General features: G+C 59.8%; 20 protein-coding genes and 1 other RNA gene. 5 read left to right on the top strand and 16 right to left on the bottom strand.

Annotation, left to right across the window (positions count from 1 at the left end; genetic code table 11):
- Positions 1 to 3: 3 nt before the first annotated feature.
- From mraY to rsmI, 9 genes are all read right to left on the bottom strand, one after another.
- Positions 4 to 1,086: a phospho-N-acetylmuramoyl-pentapeptide-transferase gene (gene mraY / locus M5B98_RS10925; protein ID WP_015096766.1), complete on the bottom strand. Its 1,083-nt coding sequence runs from the start codon at positions 1,084 to 1,086 to the stop codon at positions 4 to 6.
- Positions 1,086 to 2,453, bottom strand: a complete 1,368-nt coding sequence (locus M5B98_RS10930) for a UDP-N-acetylmuramoyl-tripeptide--D-alanyl-D-alanine ligase (protein WP_248742699.1) — start codon at positions 2,451 to 2,453, stop codon at positions 1,086 to 1,088. Before M5B98_RS10930 ends, mraY begins: the two co-directional genes overlap by 1 nt.
- On the bottom strand, positions 2,446 to 3,909 hold the full coding sequence (locus M5B98_RS10935) for a UDP-N-acetylmuramoyl-L-alanyl-D-glutamate--2,6-diaminopimelate ligase (RefSeq protein WP_248742700.1): 1,464 nt from the start codon (positions 3,907 to 3,909) through the stop codon (positions 2,446 to 2,448). Before M5B98_RS10935 ends, M5B98_RS10930 begins: the two co-directional genes overlap by 8 nt.
- On the bottom strand, positions 3,909 to 5,648 hold the full coding sequence (locus tag M5B98_RS10940) for a peptidoglycan D,D-transpeptidase FtsI family protein (RefSeq protein WP_170929662.1): 1,740 nt from the start codon (positions 5,646 to 5,648) through the stop codon (positions 3,909 to 3,911). Before M5B98_RS10940 ends, M5B98_RS10935 begins: the two co-directional genes overlap by 1 nt.
- Positions 5,648 to 5,941 carry a cell division protein FtsL gene (ftsL, locus tag M5B98_RS10945; protein WP_007956777.1) on the bottom strand — a complete coding sequence of 98 codons (294 nt, stop codon included), beginning with the start codon at positions 5,939 to 5,941 and terminating at the stop codon, positions 5,648 to 5,650. The genes M5B98_RS10940 and ftsL overlap by 1 nt, the downstream gene beginning before the upstream one ends.
- Positions 5,938 to 6,885, bottom strand: coding sequence for a 16S rRNA (cytosine(1402)-N(4))-methyltransferase RsmH (gene rsmH, locus M5B98_RS10950; RefSeq protein ID WP_412548536.1), 948 nt, complete (start codon positions 6,883 to 6,885; stop codon positions 5,938 to 5,940). Before rsmH ends, ftsL begins: the two co-directional genes overlap by 4 nt.
- The gene (gene mraZ, locus M5B98_RS10955; RefSeq protein ID WP_003205355.1) at positions 6,882 to 7,337 is read right to left on the bottom strand and encodes a division/cell wall cluster transcriptional repressor MraZ; all 456 of its coding nucleotides are present in this window, start codon (positions 7,335 to 7,337) and stop codon (positions 6,882 to 6,884) included. The genes rsmH and mraZ overlap by 4 nt, the downstream gene beginning before the upstream one ends.
- A 403-nt stretch (positions 7,338 to 7,740) precedes the next feature.
- An RNA gene (gene rnpB, locus M5B98_RS10960) (RNase P RNA component class A) lies at positions 7,741 to 8,094 on the bottom strand.
- Positions 8,095 to 8,167: 73 nt separating this feature from the next.
- Positions 8,168 to 9,073: a 16S rRNA (cytidine(1402)-2'-O)-methyltransferase gene (gene rsmI / locus M5B98_RS10965; protein ID WP_248742701.1), complete on the bottom strand. Its 906-nt coding sequence runs from the start codon at positions 9,071 to 9,073 to the stop codon at positions 8,168 to 8,170.
- Positions 9,074 to 9,250: 177 nt separating this feature from the next.
- Here rsmI and M5B98_RS10970 point away from each other — a divergent pair, with 177 nt between their 5' ends.
- From M5B98_RS10970 to M5B98_RS10985, 4 genes are all read left to right on the top strand, one after another.
- Positions 9,251 to 11,062: a penicillin-binding protein activator gene (locus M5B98_RS10970; protein ID WP_248742702.1), complete on the top strand. Its 1,812-nt coding sequence runs from the start codon at positions 9,251 to 9,253 to the stop codon at positions 11,060 to 11,062.
- Positions 11,062 to 11,424, top strand: coding sequence for a YraN family protein (locus tag M5B98_RS10975; protein ID WP_007956783.1), 363 nt, complete (start codon positions 11,062 to 11,064; stop codon positions 11,422 to 11,424). The genes M5B98_RS10970 and M5B98_RS10975 overlap by 1 nt, the downstream gene beginning before the upstream one ends.
- Before the next feature lie 102 nt (positions 11,425 to 11,526).
- Positions 11,527 to 12,120 carry a phosphoheptose isomerase gene (locus M5B98_RS10980; RefSeq protein ID WP_007928463.1) on the top strand — a complete coding sequence of 198 codons (594 nt, stop codon included), beginning with the start codon at positions 11,527 to 11,529 and terminating at the stop codon, positions 12,118 to 12,120.
- Positions 12,117 to 12,695 carry a BON domain-containing protein gene (locus tag M5B98_RS10985; protein ID WP_085709343.1) on the top strand — a complete coding sequence of 193 codons (579 nt, stop codon included), beginning with the start codon at positions 12,117 to 12,119 and terminating at the stop codon, positions 12,693 to 12,695. The genes M5B98_RS10980 and M5B98_RS10985 overlap by 4 nt, the downstream gene beginning before the upstream one ends.
- 98 nt (positions 12,696 to 12,793) lie before the next feature.
- Here the strand turns inward: M5B98_RS10985 and M5B98_RS10990 are convergent, their stop codons facing one another.
- The 7 genes from M5B98_RS10990 to rplM form a co-directional block, all read right to left on the bottom strand.
- Positions 12,794 to 13,207 carry a ClpXP protease specificity-enhancing factor gene (locus M5B98_RS10990; RefSeq protein ID WP_065261496.1) on the bottom strand — a complete coding sequence of 138 codons (414 nt, stop codon included), beginning with the start codon at positions 13,205 to 13,207 and terminating at the stop codon, positions 12,794 to 12,796.
- A 16-nt stretch (positions 13,208 to 13,223) separates the two neighbouring features.
- Positions 13,224 to 13,841, bottom strand: a complete 618-nt coding sequence (locus M5B98_RS10995; RefSeq protein WP_085709342.1) for a glutathione S-transferase N-terminal domain-containing protein — start codon at positions 13,839 to 13,841, stop codon at positions 13,224 to 13,226.
- Between the two features lie 148 nt (positions 13,842 to 13,989).
- A complete protein-coding gene (locus tag M5B98_RS11000) occupies positions 13,990 to 14,772 on the bottom strand; it encodes a cytochrome c1 (RefSeq protein ID WP_064383969.1) in 783 nt (260 codons plus the stop codon).
- Entirely contained in the window at positions 14,772 to 15,983 is a 1,212-nt protein-coding gene (locus tag M5B98_RS11005) for a cytochrome b (RefSeq protein ID WP_064589124.1), read from the bottom strand. Before M5B98_RS11005 ends, M5B98_RS11000 begins: the two co-directional genes overlap by 1 nt.
- A complete protein-coding gene (petA, locus tag M5B98_RS11010; RefSeq protein WP_003228055.1) occupies positions 15,983 to 16,576 on the bottom strand; it encodes a ubiquinol-cytochrome c reductase iron-sulfur subunit in 594 nt (197 codons plus the stop codon). The genes M5B98_RS11005 and petA overlap by 1 nt, the downstream gene beginning before the upstream one ends.
- A 269-nt stretch (positions 16,577 to 16,845) precedes the next feature.
- Positions 16,846 to 17,238 (bottom strand): 30S ribosomal protein S9, encoded by a 393-nt coding sequence (gene rpsI / locus M5B98_RS11015; protein ID WP_007961615.1) that lies wholly within the window; start codon positions 17,236 to 17,238, stop codon positions 16,846 to 16,848.
- 14 nt (positions 17,239 to 17,252) lie between these two features.
- Positions 17,253 to 17,681 carry a 50S ribosomal protein L13 gene (gene rplM, locus M5B98_RS11020; RefSeq protein WP_003228062.1) on the bottom strand — a complete coding sequence of 143 codons (429 nt, stop codon included), beginning with the start codon at positions 17,679 to 17,681 and terminating at the stop codon, positions 17,253 to 17,255.
- A 244-nt stretch (positions 17,682 to 17,925) separates the two neighbouring features.
- On the opposite strand from rplM, the gene M5B98_RS11025 reads away from it, so the two are divergent.
- Positions 17,926 to 18,966, top strand: coding sequence for an NADP(H)-dependent aldo-keto reductase (locus tag M5B98_RS11025; RefSeq protein WP_248742703.1), 1,041 nt, complete (start codon positions 17,926 to 17,928; stop codon positions 18,964 to 18,966).
- Positions 18,967 to 19,008 lie beyond the last annotated feature (42 nt).

Below are 19,008 nucleotides of genomic sequence, written 5' to 3' on the forward strand. Positions count from 1 at the left end.
GTTCTACCTCAGCTTCAGGGTGGCAAGGCCGATCAGCACGAGAATCACGGTGATGATCCAGAAACGGACGATCACGCGCGGCTCGGGCCAGCCCTTGAGTTCAAAGTGGTGGTGTATCGGAGCCATGCGGAACACACGGCGACCGGTCAGCTTAAAGGAAGCCACCTGAATGACGACTGACAGGGTTTCCATCACGAACACGCCGCCCATGATGAACAGGACGATTTCCTGACGGACGATCACCGCGATGGTGCCCAGGGCTGCGCCCAGCGCCAGTGCGCCGACGTCACCCATGAAGACTTGTGCCGGATAGGTGTTGAACCACAGGAAGCCCAGGCCGGCACCGATCAGTGCGCCGCAGAACACGATCAGCTCGCCCGCGCCCGGTACGTACGGGATCAGCAGATATTCAGCGAATTTCACGTTACCCGACAGGTAGCAGAAGATGCCCAGGCCACCGCCGACCATCACCGTCGGCATGATCGCCAGGCCGTCGAGGCCGTCGGTCAGGTTGACCGCGTTGCTCGAGCCGACGATCACGAAGTAGGTCAGCACGATGAAACCGGCGCCCAGCGGAATGCTGTAGTCCTTGAGCATCGGCAGGATCAGGGTGGTTTCCACCGGTGTGGCGGCAGTCATATAAAGGAAGATCGCCGCGCCGAGGCCGAACACCGACTGCCAGAAATACTTCCAGCGACTTGGCAGACCACGGGAGTTCTTCTCGATCACCTTGCGGTAGTCGTCGACCCAGCCGATGGCGCCGAACAGCAGGGTCACCAGCAGCACGACCCATACGTAACGGTTGCTCAGGTCAGCCCACAACAGGGTGCTGACACCGATGGAAGACAGGATCAGTGCGCCACCCATGGTCGGCGTACCGGATTTGGACAGGTGCGATTGCGGACCATCGTTACGAACCGATTGGCCGATCTGACGGTTCTGCAGGGTGCGGATCATCCACGGGCCGTAGCACAGCGACAGGACCAGCGCAGTCAGCACACCGAGGATCCCGCGCAGGGTCAGGTACTGGAAGACCGCGAAGCCTTTGTAGAACTGTTGCAGATACTCCGCTAGCAGCAGCAGCATTAATGTTTCTCCAGACTGGACCCGCACAGGGCCGCAACGATGTTTTCCATCGCTGCGCTGCGCGAACCCTTGATCAAAATGGTGGTGTTTTTGTCCTGCTCGGCGCCGAGGGCCTGGATCAGTTCGGCCTGCGTGCCGAAGTGATGCGCCTCTTGGCCGAATGCGTTCACGGCGTGGACCATGTTCGGCCCGACGGCGTAAAGCGCGGAAACCTTGCCCCGGGCGTATTCGCCCACGTCGCGGTGCCCCTGCTCCGCCCAGTCGCCCAACTCGCCGATATCCCCGAGCACCAGGACGGTGCGGCCGGAAAAGCCGGCGAGTATATCAACGGCCGCGCACATGGAGGTGGGGTTCGCGTTGTAAGTGTCATCGATCACGCGCATGCCGTTTTTCGCCAGTTGCGCGACGGTGCGACCCTTGACCGGTTGTACCGCGCCAAGCCCGGTGGCGATGCCGAACAGCGACACGCCCAGGGCGTGAGCGGCAGCGGCGGCGGCCAGGGCATTGGCGACGTTATGGGTGCCGAGCAGGTTCAGTTGAACCCGTTCCACACCTTCGGGACTGTGCAGGTTGAACGCCGGGCAGCCACGGGCATCGGTGGCCAGATCGCTGGCGTGGAAATCCGCTTGCGCGTTGCTCAGGGCGAAGGTCAGCACCTTGCGGCCGGCAGCGCGGGTTTTCCAGATACCGAACGCCTTGTCATCGAGATTCAGCACGGCAATGCCATTGGCCGCCAGCCCTTCGATGATTTCGCCCTTGGCTTCGACGATTTTCTCAGGCCCGCCGAACTCGCCAACGTGAGCGGTGCCGGCGTTGTTGAGGATCGCCACGTGCGGCTTGGTCAGCCCGACGGTGTAGGCGATTTCGCCCAGACGCGACGCGCCCAGCTCAATCACCGCCGCGCTGTGTTCCGGAGCAAGTTCGAGCAGGGTCAGCGGTACGCCGAGGTCGTTGTTCAGGTTGCCACGGGTCGCGTGCACCGAGCCGCGCGTGCGCAGGATGCTCGCGAGCATTTCCTTGACCGTGGTCTTGCCGCTGGAGCCGGTCACGGCCGCGACCGGTTTGGTGAACGCGGCACGGTTCAGTGCACCCAGTTGACCGAGGGCCTGGCGGGTGTCCTTGACCAGCAATTGCGGCAGCGTGCTGTCGGCGACTTCGCGCTCGACCAATGCAGCAACGGCACCTTTACCGGCGACTTCATTCAGATAGTCATGACCGTCAAAACGTGGACCGGTCAGGGCGATAAACAGTTGGCCGGCCTTGATGGCGCGGCTGTCGATGCTCACGCCGTCGAAGCTTGCGTCCGCGCTGATCAAACGCGCGTCGAGTGCGTTGGTCAGTTCGCCGAGTTTCAGGGCCTTAAGCATGGGCCACCTCCCACGCGGTCAGGGCATGATCGGCCTCGACCAGATCAGAGAATGCGTAGCGCTCGCCGTTGATTTCCTGATAGTCCTCGTGACCTTTGCCGGCCAGGACCACCACGTCATCCGCCGAGGCGCTGGCGATCAGTTGTGCAATGGCCTGGCCGCGACCGGCCACGAATGTGACGTTATCCACAGCCGTGAAGCCGGCGCGGATGTCATCGAAAATCACCGCTGGATCTTCGGTACGCGGATTGTCATCGGTAACCAGCACGCGGTCGGCCAGACGCTCGACCACTTCGGCCATCAGCGGGCGCTTGCCGCGATCGCGATCACCGCCACAACCGAACAGGCACAGCAACTGGCCTTTGACGTGCGGACGCAACGCAGTGAGAACTTTTTCCAGCGCATCCGGCGTGTGGGCGTAATCGACCACCACCAGCGGCTGGGTGCCGCCGCCGAGACGCTGCATGCGTCCGGCCGGGCCTTCGAGTTTCGGCAGCACCTTGAGAATTTCGTCGAGGGCGTAGTCCAGACCGAGCAAGGCACCGACGGCAGCCAGCACGTTGCTCAGGTTGAAACGACCCAGCAATGTGCTGCGCAGATGATGTTCGCCCTGGGGGGTGACCAGCGTGGCGCGCACGCCATGGTCGTCGAACTGTGCTTCGCGGACATACAGATAGGCGCTGCTGTCGAGCAGGCTATAGGTGATCAGACGCGACTCACGCTTTTCAGCGGCCAGTTGCCGGCCGAAATCGTCATCCAGATTGACCACGCGGCACTTCAAGTCATTCCAGGCAAACAGCTTGGCCTTCGCTTCGGCGTAGGCTTCCATGGTGCCGTGGTAATCGAGGTGATCGCGGGACAGGTTGGTCATCACCGCCACGTCGAACGCCAGCGCGGTGACCCGGCCCTGATCCAGACCGTGGGACGAAACTTCCATGGCCACGGCTTTGGCGCCGGCCTTTTTCAGATCGCCCAGGGTCGCTTGCATGGCAATCGGATTCGGCGTGGTGTGCAGGCCGCTTTGCAGCGAACCGTAGAAACCGGAACCCAGGGTGCCGACGATGCCGCAATGCTGGCCGAGCAGGTCCAGCGCCTGGGCAACAAGTTGAGTCACGCTGGTCTTGCCGTTGGTACCGGTCACGCCAACCAGATTCAGGTGATGACTCGGCTCACCGTAAAAGCGACCGGCGATATCCGACAGCTGCGCCGCCAGGCCTTTGACCGGAATCAGCGGCACATCAGTGATCGGCAGCACGGTGGCGCCTTCCACTTCGTAAGCAACCGCCGCGGCGCCACGAGCCAGTGCATCGGCAATGTGCGCACGACCATCGAACTTGCCGCCCGGCACCGCGAGGAACAGGTCGCCCGCGCGCACATTGCGGCTGTCGAGCGCCAGTTCACGGATCAACAGATCGTGGCCGGCGTGGGGGAAAATCTTGTTCAGACTAAGAGACATCAGCCGCGCCCTCCATTGGCTTTCAGCGGAACAGCCGGGGTGGCATTGGCTTGCTGGGTATTCGGCAGGTTGTCCGGGGTGATGTTCATCAGGCGCAGGGTGCCGGACATCACACGGCTGAACACCGGCGCCGAAACCAGACCACCGAAATAGCCGGCCTTGGTCGGTTCATCGATCACCACGACGATGGCATAACGCGGATCGCTCATCGGACCGAAACCGGCAAACAGCGAGCGATAGGAGTTTTCGGCATAGCCCTTGGTGCCCACCGAGGTCTTGCGCGCCGTACCCGACTTGCCGGCCACGTGATAGGCCGGCACCTGCGCACGGAATACGCCGCGCGGGGCTTCGATTACCTGTTGCAACATGCCTTGCATGGTTTTCGCCACGGCTTCCGGCAGCACCTGGGTGGTCTGCGGCGCCTTGTCGGTTTTGATCAGGGTCAGCGGTGCGAGACGACCGTTGTTGGCCAGGGCCGAGAACGCGTGCACCAGCTGGATCGCGGTCACCGAAACACCGTAGCCGTAGGACAGCGTTGCAGTTTCAGCCTTGCGCCACTCGCGGTAGTTCGGCAGGTTGCCGACACGTTCGCCCGGGAAGCCGAGGCCGGTGTCCTGGCCGAGGCCGACTTTCTGTGCCAGACGGAAAATGGTTTCGCCGCCGATATCGAACGCGACCTTACTCATGCCGACGTTACTGGAATTGATCAGAATGCCGGTCAGATCGAGCACCGGACCTTCGGTCTTCGACACGTCCTTGATGGTGTACTTGCCGATCTGCAGGGAGCCCGGATACACCTCGACGGTGTCGCTCGGTTTCCAGCGCCCGGTCTCGATCGCGGCGCTCATCGAGATCGCTTTCATGGTCGAACCCGGCTCGAACACGTCGATCATCGCGCGGTTACGCATCATCGCCGGTTGCAGGTTGCGACGGTTGTTCGGGTTGTAGGTCGGCTGGTTGACCATGGCGAGGATCTCGCCGGTCTTCACGTCCATGATCACCAGGCTGCCGGCCTTGGCGCCGTTCTCGATGATCGCGTTACGCAGCTCGCGGTTGGCCAGGTATTGCAGACGCAGGTCAATGGACAACGCCAAGGGCTTGCCGGCCTTGGCGTTCTTGGTGACCTGGACATCCTTGATCAGCCGACCGCGCCGATCCTTGATGACCTGCCGCTTGCCGGGTACGCCGGCCAGCCATTCGTCGTAGGCCAGTTCGACGCCTTCACGACCGTGGTCATCGATGTCGGTGAACCCGACCATGTGCGCGGTGACTTCACCGGCCGGATAGAACCGGCGGAATTCTTCGATGCCGTAGACGCCCGGCACTTTCAGGTCGAGCACGGCCTGGCCCTGCTCGGGGGTCAGCCCGCGCACCAGATAAATGAATTCTTTGTTCGCTTGAGCTTCGAGGCGCTCGGCGAGGGCTTTCGGATCCTGGCCCAAGGCAGCGGCGAGCGCCGGCCACTTTTCCTTGGCCAGCTGCATTTCCTTGGCGTTGGCCCACAGGGTGGTCACTGGCGTACTGACGGCCAGCGGCTCGCCGTTACGGTCGGTGATCAGACCACGGTGTGCCGGGATCGGAATGTGACGAACGCTTCGCGCATCACCCTGACCCTTGAGGAAGTCACGGTCGATAACCTGCAGGTCGATGATCCGCCAGCAGATCGCGGCAACCATCACGCCGAGCAGACCGACGACCAGACGGAAGCGCCACGGGAAGAGTGCCCCTTCAAGTTTCATCATGGCGCCACCATCTTCACGTCAGCTGCGCCCGGGATGTGCATCTTCAGTTGTTCGGTGGCCAGCACTTCGATCCGGCTGTGGGCGGTCCAGGTGCTTTGTTCCAGGATCAGGCGCCCCCACTCGGCCTGCGCCTTGTCGCGCACGCTGAGTTCGTTATAAAGGGTATTGAGCAACTGCCGGTTCCAGTGGGCGCTATAGGACACGCCGATGGCCGACACGAGCACGCCGATGAACAGCAGCAGCATGAAAAAGCTGCCGCCAGGCAGTGGCTTGGCGAAAAGCTTGCTCACCGCAGCTTCTCCGCGACGCGCATGACGGCGCTACGGGAACGTGGATTGGCTTTGAGTTCGGCGTCGGAGGCCGTCTGCGCTTTGCCATGGACTTTGATTTTCGGTTCGAACGCAACGTGGCGAACCGGCAGGTTGCGCGGCAGGTTGTCGGCTTCGCCTTTCACCAGCTTGCGCATGAACAGTTTGACGATGCGGTCTTCCAGCGAGTGGAAGCTGATCACGACCAGACGGCCGCCCACTTCCAGGCATTCGAGCGCGGCTTCAAGGCCTGCTTCCAGATCGCCCAGTTCGTTATTGACGTGAATGCGCAGGCCCTGGAATGCGCGGGTGGCCGGGTTCTTGCCCTTTTCCCACGCCGGATTGGCGACTTTCAGCACTTCGGCCAGATCGGCGGTGCGCTCGAACGGCGTGATGTCACGGCGCTCGGCCACGGCGCGAGCCATGCGGCCGGAGAAACGTTCTTCGCCATATTCCTTGAACACCCGGGCGATTTCTTCAACCGGTGCGGTGTTGACGAACTCGGCTGCGCTGATGCCGCGCGACGGATCCATGCGCATGTCCAGCGGGCCATCGTTGAGGAAACTGAAACCGCGCTCGGCATCATCGAGCTGCGGCGAGGACACGCCGAGGTCGAGCAGAATGCCGCTGACCTTGCCGTCCAGACCCTGTTCGGCAACCACCGAGCCGAGCTCGGCAAAGCTGCGCTGCACAACGACAAAGCGGCCGTCTTCGGCCGCTAGCGTTTGCCCGGTAGCAATCGCTTGAGGATCCTTGTCGAATCCGATGAGCCGGCCGTCGGGACCGAGCTTGCTGAGGATCAACCGGCTGTGCCCGCCGCGCCCGAACGTGCCGTCCAGATAGCAGCCATCAGGACGTACGGCGAGAGCCTCGACGGCTTCGTCAAGCAGTACGGTGATGTGGTTAAAGCCGCTATCAATAGTCACAGGATCAAATCACGCAGTTCGTCAGGCATGGCGCCCGGTTGTTGTATGGCAGCCAGGTCAGCGGCAGAAACCGCGTTCCAGGCATCTTCGTCCCACAATTGGAACTTGTTCAGTTGGCCGACCAGCATCGCGCGCTTGTCCAGCTTTGCGTATTCGCGCAGGCGCGGCGGCACCAGAAAACGACCACTGCCATCGAGTTCGAGGTCGACGGCGTTACCAATCAATAAACGTTGCAGACGACGGTTCTCTTCGCGGAGCGAAGGAAGCGCGCGCAACTTGGTTTCAATAATTTCCCACTCATCGAGCGGGTAGACACACAGGCACGGATCAACGGCATCAATGGTCACGATCAACTGGCCGGAACTACGCGAAACGAGCTCGTCACGGTACCGGCTCGGCATGGCGAGACGGCCCTTTGCGTCGAGACTGATAGCGTTAGCTCCGCGAAACACGTCTGCGTTTCTCCAATTTTTATCGTTTTGAGCTCAAAAAACCCACTTCATGCCACTTTCCGCCACTTGCGCACACTATAGGAATGCGCCCACCACACCGTCAAGGCGCGGATCAAAGGAAAACCCTTACAGAACGGAGATTTAGGAGCATAAAAGGAGGAGCAACGAGAATCCGGCGGATGCTTTTATCCAATAACTTGAGACAGCACTGACAGCTGCGCTCGAAAGTTAAAGTAATTTGTTAAGAGTAAGATTTTTTCGGTATTACAAAAGCGCTTCTGCTGTTGATTGAAGCAAGGTGGGAAATGGCTATTACTGCGGTTGCCGCTGCCGGATTTCCAGAGCAGGCCTGCTGATAATAAACAGCCCTGTCGCCTTTAATTCAAGCAGGGAAAAGAAAAAGGTGGAGAGTCGATCTGTAAGCCGGGTTCTGTCTTGAACAGTCATTCGTCTACGATGGCCATCACTGGACATCTTTAGCAACCTACCCGGTCCCAGCGCGGGCCACGCCTTGGGACCCTATTTGGTCTTGCTCCAAGTGGGGTTTACCTAGCCACGAACTGTTGCCAGACGTGCGGTGCGCTCTTACCGCACCTTTTCACCCTTACCGGCGCCGAAGCGCTTAGGCGGTTATTTTCTGTGGCACTTTCCGTAGGCTCACGCCTCCCAGGCATTACCTGGCACTTCGCCCTATGGAGCCCGGACTTTCCTCCCCCCCCTAATTTTCATAGAGGGCAGCGACTGTCCGATCGACTCTCCGCCGCGCAGGTTAACGGCAGAGCGCCCGAAGAACAAGCGCTAATAGCCCGCAAACCGGTCTGCGCGACGGGTTACGCGTCTTTTTGCTGATCCAGCGCCACCTGATAAAGCACGTTTTTGCGCTCACCGGTGATTTGCGCTGCCAAAGCTGCAGCACGCTTGAGCGGCATCTCTTCCAGCAGCAGATTGAGGATGCGCATCGCCTCGCTGCTGACGGCATCTTCGGATTCCGGCGCAGTCCAGCCAGCCACTACAACAACGCATTCGCCACGCTGCTGATTGCTGTCCACCTCGACGAATGCACGCAACTCGGCCAGTGGCAGGCCCTTGAGCGTTTCAAAGGTCTTGGTGATTTCACGGGCGAGCAAGGCCGGGCGATCAGCGCCGAACACAGCTTCCATATCCTGCAGGCACTCGAGAATACGATGCGGCGCCTCGTAGAAAATCAGCGTGCGCGGCTCTTCCTTGATGGCTTCCAGACGCGCCTTGCGACCAACAGCCTTGGCCGGCAGGAAACCTTCGAAGATGAAACGGTCGGATGGCAGACCGGCCGCCGACAGCGCCGCGATCAACGCACAGGCACCCGGCACCGGTACCACATTGATCCCGGCGGCACGCGCCTGGCGCACCAGGTGATAACCCGGATCGGAAATCAACGGCGTACCGGCATCGGAAATCAGCGCGACGTTGTCGCCAGCCAGCAGGCGAGTGATGAAACGACTGCCCTCATCACGCTCGTTGTGTTCATGGCAGGCCGCCAGCGGCGTAGTGATGCCGAAGTGTTGCATCAGACGCTGGGAATGGCGCGTGTCTTCGGCGGCAATCAGCGCCACTTCGCGCAGAATCTTCAACGCCCGGGCGCTGATGTCATCCAGGTTGCCGATGGGCGTCGCCACCACATAAAGCGAGCCCGCAGCGGAATTCAAAGCACCTGGAGCAGTCAAAGCGCACACCTCATGATCGGTAAAAGCCGGCATTGTAGCGCGTCACGCGCCTGGCGATGCGCTCGCGGCAGACACGGTTTGTCGCACCATTGTGCGGTCGCGCAACATTTACATCAGCTAAATTGACGGTTTCACACCAGTAACATCGCGCCCCGGCCAGCGCTTGGGTACAATTCGACGCTAATTTGATCGAGTATCAGGAACACTTACATGATCGCTTGCCTGCGGCTGTTCACTGCCCTCTGCCTCGCTGCCTTGCTGGCGGCTTGCGCCAGCTCCCCTTCCTCCAGCCTTGGCGAACTTCCACGGACTCCGGATGCCAGCATCGAGCAACTGCTCGAACAGGCCGCCCAGGCCAAATCGCCGGACAAGGCTGCCCTGCTGCGCCTGAGTGCAGCGGACATGGCTTACCGCCAGGGCAATGCCGGACAGTCCGCGCAAATCCTGCAACAAGTGCCGATGGAACAACTCCAGCCAGGCCAGCAGGCATTTGCCAGCACGTTGTCTGCTGAACTGGCGATGACCCGCAACCAGCCAAAAGCTGCGCTGGCAGCCTTGAACCATCCAAGCCTGCAACGCCTGAGCGAAATGTCGATTCCGCTGCAGGTTCGCGCCGGCACCGTTCACGCCCGCGCCCTCGAAGCCGATGGCCAGACACTGGCTGCCGCTCGCGAACGCATCTTCATCGCACCGATGCTGGAAGGTGAAGCCGCCGGCAAGAACCACGAAGCGATCTGGACCCTGATTGCCTCACTGCCGACCGATCAACTGCAACCCAACGGGACCGACGACCTCGCAGGCTGGATGAGCCTGGCCCTGGCCGTGAAAACCGCCGGCACCCTGGAACAGCAACAGGCTGCCATCGACGACTGGCGCTCGCAGCACCCGAAACACCCGGCCGCGATCAACCTGCCGCTGCCTCTGACCAAACTCAAGGAACTGGCCAGCCAGCCCCTGAGCAAAATCGCTCTGCTGCTGCCACAGGACGGCCAGTTGGCCTCGGTCGGCAAGGCCCTGCGTGACGGCTTCATGGCCGCGCACTACCAGGCCCAGCAAGCCGGTCAGAAACCACCGGCCATCGTGTTCTACGACAGCTCGCACCTGACCAGCATGGACGAGTTCTACCGCAAGGCCCAGGCCGACGGCGTGCAACTGGTTGTCGGACCGCTGGAAAAACCACTGGTCAAACAGCTGAGCACCCGGCCGCAACTGCCGATCACCACTCTTGCGCTGAACTACAGCGAAGGCGACCAGGGCCCGGCGCAACTGTTCCAGTTCGGTCTCGCCGCTGAAGACGAAGCCCGCGAAGTGTCCCGCCGCGCCCGCGCCGACGGCCTGCACCGCGCTGCGATCATGGTGCCGAAAGGCGAATGGGGCGACCGCGTCCTGCGCGCATTCAGCCAGGACTGGCAAGCCAACGGCGGCAGCATTGTCGCCACCGAGCGTGTCGATCAGCCCGTGCAACTGGCCCAGCAGATCGCCGACATGTTCCAGTTGCGCCAGAGCGAAGCCCGCGCCAAGAGTCTGCAGAACGCTGCCGGTACCAACGTCGCCGCCCAGCCTTCGCGTCGCCAGGACATCGAGTTCATTTTCCTCGCCGCGACCCCGCAACAGGCCCAGCAGATCAAGCCGACCCTGAACTTCCAGTACGCCGGTGACGTGCCGGTCTACGCGACCTCCCACGTGTTCAGCGCCAGCGGCGACGTGAACCAGTACAACGACATGAACGGCGTGCGCTTCTGCGAAACCCCGTGGCTGCTGGATGCCAACGATCCACTGCGCAAACAGGTCACCGCACAATGGCCACAAGCCGCCGGCAGCCTCGGCCGTCTGTACGCGATGGGTGTTGACGCCTACCGCCTGGCACCACGCCTGAGCCAGCTCAAGACCCTGCCGGACAGCCGCATCGACGGTCTGTCAGGCAGCCTGGGCATGACCCAGAGCCAACGCGTCGTACGCCAGCTGCCATGGGCCCAGTTTGTCAGCGGCCAGATCCAGCGCCTGCCGGACACCCCGCGCTGATGCCCGACAGGTCACACCTGCAAAGCGGCAAGGATGCCGAGCGCCAGGCGCTCGAGCATCTGCAACACCAGGGTCTGCGCCTGCTGGCGCAGAACTGGTTATGTAAACGCGGCGAGCTTGATCTGGTCATGCTTGATGGCGATACAGTAGTATTCGTCGAAGTACGTTACCGAAAGAACACTCAATGGGGTGGAGCGCTCGACAGTATCGACGGGCGCAAACGGCAGAAACTGATTTTCGCCGCACAGTATTTTCTTCAGCGCGAGTCGCGTTGGGCCAATTCCCCCTGCCGCTTCGACGTGGTGGCCATCGACAGCCACCAGGGTCAGCTGAACTGGTTGCAGAATGCGTTCGACAGTTGAGCGCCTGCGCCGACCTGGACATTTTCACTCAACACTTTTGCTCTTTGCTTTGCGGGCTGCACATTCACGTGCCGGACAGCCGCGCTAATTAAGGTCACACAGATGGACATGCAATCCCGAATTCGCCAGCTTTTTCAGGCCAGTATCGACACCAAGCAACAGGCGATGGACGTACTTGCACCGCACATCGAGCAAGCCAGCCAGGTAATGGTCAACGCCCTGCTCAACGAAGGGAAAATGCTCTCGTGCGGCAACGGCGGCTCGGCCGGCGATGCCCAGCACTTCTCCTCGGAACTGCTCAACCGTTTCGAGCGCGAGCGTCCGAGCCTGCCGGCCATCGCCTTGACCACCGACAGCTCGACCATCACCTCGATCGCCAACGACTACAGCTACAACGAAGTGTTTTCCAAGCAGATCCGTGCACTTGGCCAACCAGGCGATGTGTTGCTGGCGATTTCGACCAGCGGTAACTCGGCGAACATTATTCAGGCGATCCAGGCCGCACATGATCGCGAAATGATTGTCGTAGCTTTGACCGGACGCGATGGCGGCGGCATGGCGTCGCTGCTGCTGCCCGAGGACGTCGAGATTCGCGTACCGGCCAATGTCACCGCACGTATTCAGGAAGTCCACTTGCTGGCGATCCATTGCCTTTGCGATCTGATCGACAGCCAACTGTTCGGGAGTGAAGAATGACCCCTAATCGCCTTGGCCTTCTGGCCTTGACCCTGTGCCTCGGCATTACTGGCTGCACCTCCGTGGTGAATGCCAGCCGCGAAGCACCGATCGAAGACGATCGCGGCACCCGCACCTTCGGCAGCAAGATCGACGATTCATTGATCGAAACCAAAGTCGGCGTCAACGTGGCCAAGGCCGATCCGGGCCTGGACAATGACTCGCACATCGTCGTCACCAGCTTCAACGGCATCGTGCTGCTGGCCGGCCAGACCCCGCGCGAAGACCTCAAGGCCAAGGCCGAACAGGCTGCCGCCAATGTGCAACGCGTGAAGAAGGTGCACAATGAGCTGCAAGTGATTGCGCCTTCGAGCTTCCTCGCCCGCCAGAACGACTCCTGGCTGACGACCAAGATCAAGACCCAGATGCTCACCGACGCCAGCATTCCCGGCTCGCGCATCAAAGTCGTGACCGAGAACGGCATCGTCTATCTGCTCGGCCTGCTGACCAAGCAGGAAGCGGCCCAGGCCACCAACCTGGTCCAGGGCGTGTCCGGTGTGCAGAAGATCGTGAAACTGTTCGAGTACATCGACTGAGAACGATCTGCCCTCGGTGGCGCTTACGAAAGCGCTATCGCGAGCAGGCTCGCTCCCACGGGCACAAAAAAGGCGATCCGGTTGGATCGCCTTTTTTATTACTTCACCACTTTCAGGCTTGGCCGACCGCTTGGGCGCGGTGGTTCGCTGTCTGGTGGCGGAATATCGTCATCCTGCTCGATCTCGTCTTCGTCATCCATCGGCGACTCCAGATCGAACACCATGCCCTGACCGTTTTCCCGGGCGTAGATACCCAGAATCGCAGCAATCGGCACGTACAGGCTGTGCGGAACACCACCGAAGCGACCTTCGAAAGTCACCACGTCGTTGTCCATATGCAAATGACGCACGGCACTCGGTGAAATATTCAGGACAATCTGCCCGTCACTGGCAAAGCCCTGTGGCACCTGCACTGCCGGGTACTCGGAATTGACCAGCATGTGCGGGGTGCAATCGTTATCCACAATCCACTCGTAGAGCGCGCGGACCAGATAAGGTCGACTGGAGTTCATAGCGGCTCCTTAAGCCTTAGCGCATGTCGCGTTCGACACCAGACAGACTCGCCTGGAAAGCCTCACGCGCAAATTGACGCTCCATATAATCAAGCAGCGGCTTGGCCGGCCGCGGCAGTTCTATACCCAGAATCGGCAAACGCCAGAGTATTGGCAATAGGCAGCAATCCACCAGACTTTGTTCCTCACTGAGGAAAAACGGCTTGTCGGCGAACAGCGGCGAAACGCCCGTCAGGCTTTCACGCAATTCCTTGCGCGCCACGACACGCGCAGCTTCCTTGGTGCGTGAATCCAGAATCAGATCCACCAGACCACACCAGTCACGCTGGATGCGGTGCATCAACAGACGACTGTTGGCACGCGCCACCGGGTACACAGGCATCAATGGCGGATGCGGGTAACGCTCATCCAGATACTCCATCACCACGGTCGACTCCCACAACGCCAGGTCACGATCGACCAGCGTCGGGAGACTGCCGTAAGGGTTCACTTCAATCAGTTTAGGCGGCTGACGACCAGCCTCCACAAAAATGATTTCGGCGCTGACACCCTTCTCTGCAAGCACGATGCGCACTCGGTGGGAATAGTGGTCGGCGGGGTCGGAGTAACAGGCCAACCGATTGGTCACGCCCATGGCGATCCTCCTCGCTTGTTGAAATAGTCGGAGCCGGAAAAACGCGCGCGCCCAGAGGGCGCCTCCCGCAAAACCTGGCTGACCAGGCCTTGCGTTTTCAGAGGCGCCCTTGGGCGCGCGCGATTAACAGCAATTGCTTGAAGCGTTATCAGTGCACGTCTTTCCAGTATTCACGCTTGAGCAGGTAGGCGAACACAAAGAAGAACGCCAGGTACAGCAAGACGTAAGTACCGATGCGCTGATGTTGCAGCTTAACCGGGTTAGCCGAGTAAGCCAGGAAGGTTACCAGATTCTTGACCTTCTCATCGAACTGCTCTTCGTTCAGGGTTCCGGTTTTCGGCACGATGGTCAGCTGATCGCACGCCTCATGAGTCAGAGGCGTACCGGTCAGCGGATCGTACTGCTTCTTGCCGTCCTCGACGATCTGCACCTGCTTGCAACCCACGACCTGACGACCCTGCAGACCGACCAGCACGTTAGGCATGCCGACGTTCGGGAAGACCTTATTGTTCACGCCCCACGGACGCGCCGGATCCTCATAAAACGAACGCAGATAACCATACAGCCAGTCGGTACCACGAACACGCGCCACCAGGGTCAGGTCCGGTGGCGCTGCACCGAACCAGGTCTTGGCGTCGGCCGGCTGCATGCCGATGTTCATGTGATCGCCGATCTTGGCACCAGTGAACACCAGCTTCTCCAGCATCATTTCGTGCGGAACACCGAGGTCATCGGCAACACGCTCGTAACGCTGGAACTTGGCGCTGTGGCAACCCATGCAATAGTTGGCGAAGGTACGCGCACCATCCTGCAGGGCGGCCTTGTCGGAAACGTCGATGTCGACTTTTTCCAGTTCCGGACCACCGTGCTCCGCAGCAAAGGACAACACAGGCAGAGCAGCAAAAATCAGAGCAAAAAATAACTTTTTCATCAGCCAGTCACCCTTTCCGGAACCGGTTTGGTCTTCTCGAGCCTGGTGTAGAACGGCATCAGAATGAAGTAGGCGAAGTACAGGAAGGTGCAGACCTGCGACACCAGCGTGCGCTCCGGCGTCGGGGCCAGAACACCCAGAATGCCGAGAATCACGAAGGAAATGCAGAACACCACCAGCCAGATTTTGCTCATCCAGCCTTTGTAGCGCATCGATTTGACCGGGCTACGATCAAGCCATGGCAGCACGAACAGCAAGGCAATCGAGGCACCCATGGCGATAACGCCCATGAGTTTGTCCGGGATCGCACGCAAGATCGCGTAGAACGGCGTGAAGTACCAGACCGGTGCAATGTGCTCTGGCGTCTTGAACGGGTTGGCTTGCTCGAAGTTTGGTTTTTCGAGGAAGTAGCCACCCATTTCCGGGAAGAAGAACACAATGAAGCAGAAGATGAACAGGAAGACCACCACACCGACGATGTCTTTCACGGTGTAGTACGGATGGAAGGCAATGCCATCCAGCGGGATGCCGTTTTCGTCCTTGTGCTTCTTGATGTCCACGCCGTCGGGGTTGTTCGAACCCACTTCGTGCAGCGCCAGAATGTGCAGCACCACCAGACCGAGAATCACGATCGGCAGAGCTACAACGTGCAGGGCGAAGAAGCGGTTCAAGGTGATTCCGGAAATCAGGTAGTCACCACGGATCCACTGAGTCAGGTCGTTGCCGATGACCGGAATCGCACCGAACAGCGAGATGATCACCTGGGCGCCCCAGTAAGACATCTGACCCCATGGCAGCAGGTAACCCATGAAGGCTTCAGCCATCAGCGCCAGGTAGATCAGCATGCCGAACACCCACACCAGCTCCCGCGGCTTCTGGTACGAACCGTAGAGCAGGCCACGGAACATGTGCAGATAGACCACGATGAAGAACGCCGAAGCGCCGGTGGAGTGAAGCAACCGCAGGATCGAGCCGTACTCGACGTCGCGCATGATGTATTCGACGGAGGCAAACGCCTCTTCAGCCGACGGGGTGTAGCTCATGGTCAGCCAGACACCGGTGACGATCTGGTTGACCAGAACGAGCAGTGCCAGCGAGCCGAAGAAGTAGAAAAAGTTGAAGTTTTTTGGTGCGTAATACTTGCTGAGATGGTCTTCCCACATTTTGGTGGCGGGGAAGCGCGCATCAACCCAATCCATGAACTTGCTCATCACGCTTTCTCCGTATCGACGCCAATGACAATCAGGTCATCGGTCTCATAGGAATGCGGGGGTACTGGCAGGTTCAAAGGCGCAGGTTGCGACTTGTAGACGCGGCCAGCCAGATCGTAGTGGGAACCGTGGCAAGGGCAGAAATAGCCGCCTACCCAGTCTTTGCCCAGATCCGCGGGCGCCACTTCGGGACGGAAGGTCGGTGAGCAACCCAGGTGAGTGCAGATCCCGATCAGCAGCAGGATTTCCGGCTTGATCGAACGCACTTCAGGGTCGACATAGGTGGGTTGCGTGGAGTTTTTGGAGGTCGGATCGGAGAGCTGGCCCTCGATCTTCTTGAGATTCCCCAGGATTTCCGCAGTACGGCGAACAATGAATACCGGCTGGCCGCGCCATTCAGCAATCATCTGCTGTCCGGGCTCGATCTTGCTGACATTCACTTTCACCGGTGCGCCGGCAGCCTTCGCCTTGGCACTGGGAAACCATGACCCCACGAACGGGACCGCAGCCCCCACCGCTCCTGCAGCACCCACCACGGATGTGGCCGCTACCAAGAAGCGACGCCGGCCTGCATTCACGCCGTCATTGCTCATTCAGTCCTCTCCCATCAGCTTTGTGGCCTGTTAAATCAGGCATCTACTAAATATGAAACAATGTACTTATAAAAATTTTGCCGAATGGTAATGAAAACCCCCAATTCTGACAAGGTAATTACCCGGAGGGCTGGCCCTCAAGCCTTGTAGTATAGGGGGTCTACGAATGTGGCAAGTTGTCACAGCGCAATTATTCGAGAAATCGCACGCATAAAAAAACGCCCGGTTCCGTGAGGAATCGGGCGTTTTTTTTGAACGTGGAAGCGAAATTAACGCTTCGAGTACTGCGGACGCTTACGCGCTTTACGCAGACCAACTTTCTTACGTTCAACTTCACGGGCGTCGCGGGTAACGAAGCCAGCTTTGCGCAGAGCGCTACGCAGGGTTTCGTCGTAGTCCATCAGAGCGCGAGTGATACCGTGGCGGATTGCGCCAGCCTGACCACTTACACCACCGCCGATCACGGTGACGTAGATGTCGAATTTCTCGACAGTCTCGGTCAGTTCCAGCGGCTGACGAACTACCATGCGGGCAGTTTCGCGGCCGAAGAACGAATCCAGCGAACGGTTGTTGATGGAGATGTTACCAGTACCCGGACGCAGGAAAACGCGTGCGGTTGCGGTCTTGCGACGGCCAGTGCCGTAATTTTGAGTCGCCGACATAATGAACTATTCCGTTAAATCTTCAGTTCTTGGGGCTGCTGAGCAGTATGAGGGTGTGCAGCGCCCGCATAGACTTTCAGCTTACGGTACATGTCGCGACCCAGCGGGTTCTTAGGCAGCATGCCTTTAACCGCGGTCTCGATCACGCGCTCAGGGGCCTTGGCGATCAGTTTTTCAAAGTTGATCGACTTGATACCGCCCGGGAAACCGGAGTGGGAGTAGTACATTTTGTCAGTGGTTTTAGCACCGGTAACACGGATCTGCTCAGCGTTGATTACGACGATGTAGTCGCCGGTGTCAACGTGAGGAGTGTACTCAGGCTTGTGCTTGCCACGCAGACGGCTCGCGATTTCGGTGGCCAGACGACCCAGGGTCTGACCAGCAGCGTCGACGACAAACCAGTCGCGCTTTACTGTTTCCGGTTTAGCAGTAAAAGTTTTCATTCTTTATAGCCTCAGGGGCCGCCTGTAAATAAGACGGCGGATCTTACTGAATAGTGCGTACTTTGACAAGTCAAAGGCAGCCGGATACAGACGCTTTCGGGGGCTCGGGTCGGCGCGTCCGTTCAACGGCAAGATTCTTCGGCGGCGGCGCATCACTTCCACTGCAGAAAGAGGTCGGCAATTATGCAGATTGCGAAAAAAATTTCAACCTGCTTTTATGCTTGTTTTGCCCAAGGAGCACCCGATGGACTATCGCCAGCTAGGCCGTACCGACCTGAACGTGAGTGCAATCTGCCTCGGCACCATGACCTGGGGCGAGCAAAACACTGAAGCTGAAGCCTTCGCCCAGATCGAGCGGGCCAAGGGCGCCGGGATCAATTTCATCGACACCGCCGAGATGTATCCGGTGCCGCCGAAAGCCGAAACCTATGCCACCACCGAGCGCTACATCGGCAATTATTTCAAGAGTCGCGGCGACCGCGCCGACTGGATCCTCGCCAGCAAGATCGCCGGCCCCGGCAACACCATCGATTACATCCGCGACAAAAACCTGCGTCATAACCGCCAGCACATCACCGAAGCCGTGGACGCCAGCCTCAAGCGCCTGCAGACCGACTACATCGACCTGTATCAACTGCACTGGCCGGAGCGCAGCACCAACTTTTTCGGACAACTGGGCTACAAGCACAAAATCGAAGCCAACCTCACCCCGCTCGAAGACACCCTCGAAGCGCTCGACGAGCAAGTGAAGGCCGGCAAGATCCGCCACATCGGTCTGTCCAACGAAACCCCGTGGGGCACCATGCGCTTTCTGGCCCTGGCCGAAGCCCGTGGCTGGCCGCGCGCGGTATCGATCCAGAACCCGTATAACCTGCTCAATCGCAGCTTCGAAGTCGGTCTGGCCGAGATCGCCATTCGCGAACAGTGCGGCCTGCTCGCCTATTCGCCGCTGGCATTCGGTTTCCTGTCGGGCAAGTACGAAGGTGGCGCCCGTCCACCAAAAGGTCGCCTGAGCCTCTACAGCCGCTTCAGCCGCTACTTCAACGCGCAATCGGAAGCGGCGTGCAGCCGTTACGTGGCACTCGCCCGGGAGCATGGCCTGGATCCGGCGCAAATGGCGTTGGCCTTCGTCAATCGGCAACCGTTCGTCACCAGCAACATCATCGGGGCGACAACGCTGGAGCAACTGGACAGCAACATTGCCAGTTTCTATCTGAATCTTTCAGACGAAGTGCTTGAAGGGATTGAAGCGATTCACAAGGATCATCCGAACCCGGCTCCTTGATTGGCAGAAAAAACGCTTTCGCGAGCAAGCTCGCTCCCACAG

Origin of the sequence: Pseudomonas sp. MWU12-3088, assembly GCF_023242405.1 — a bacterium.
Classification (GTDB): Bacteria; Pseudomonadota; Gammaproteobacteria; order Pseudomonadales; family Pseudomonadaceae; genus Aquipseudomonas; species Aquipseudomonas kribbensis.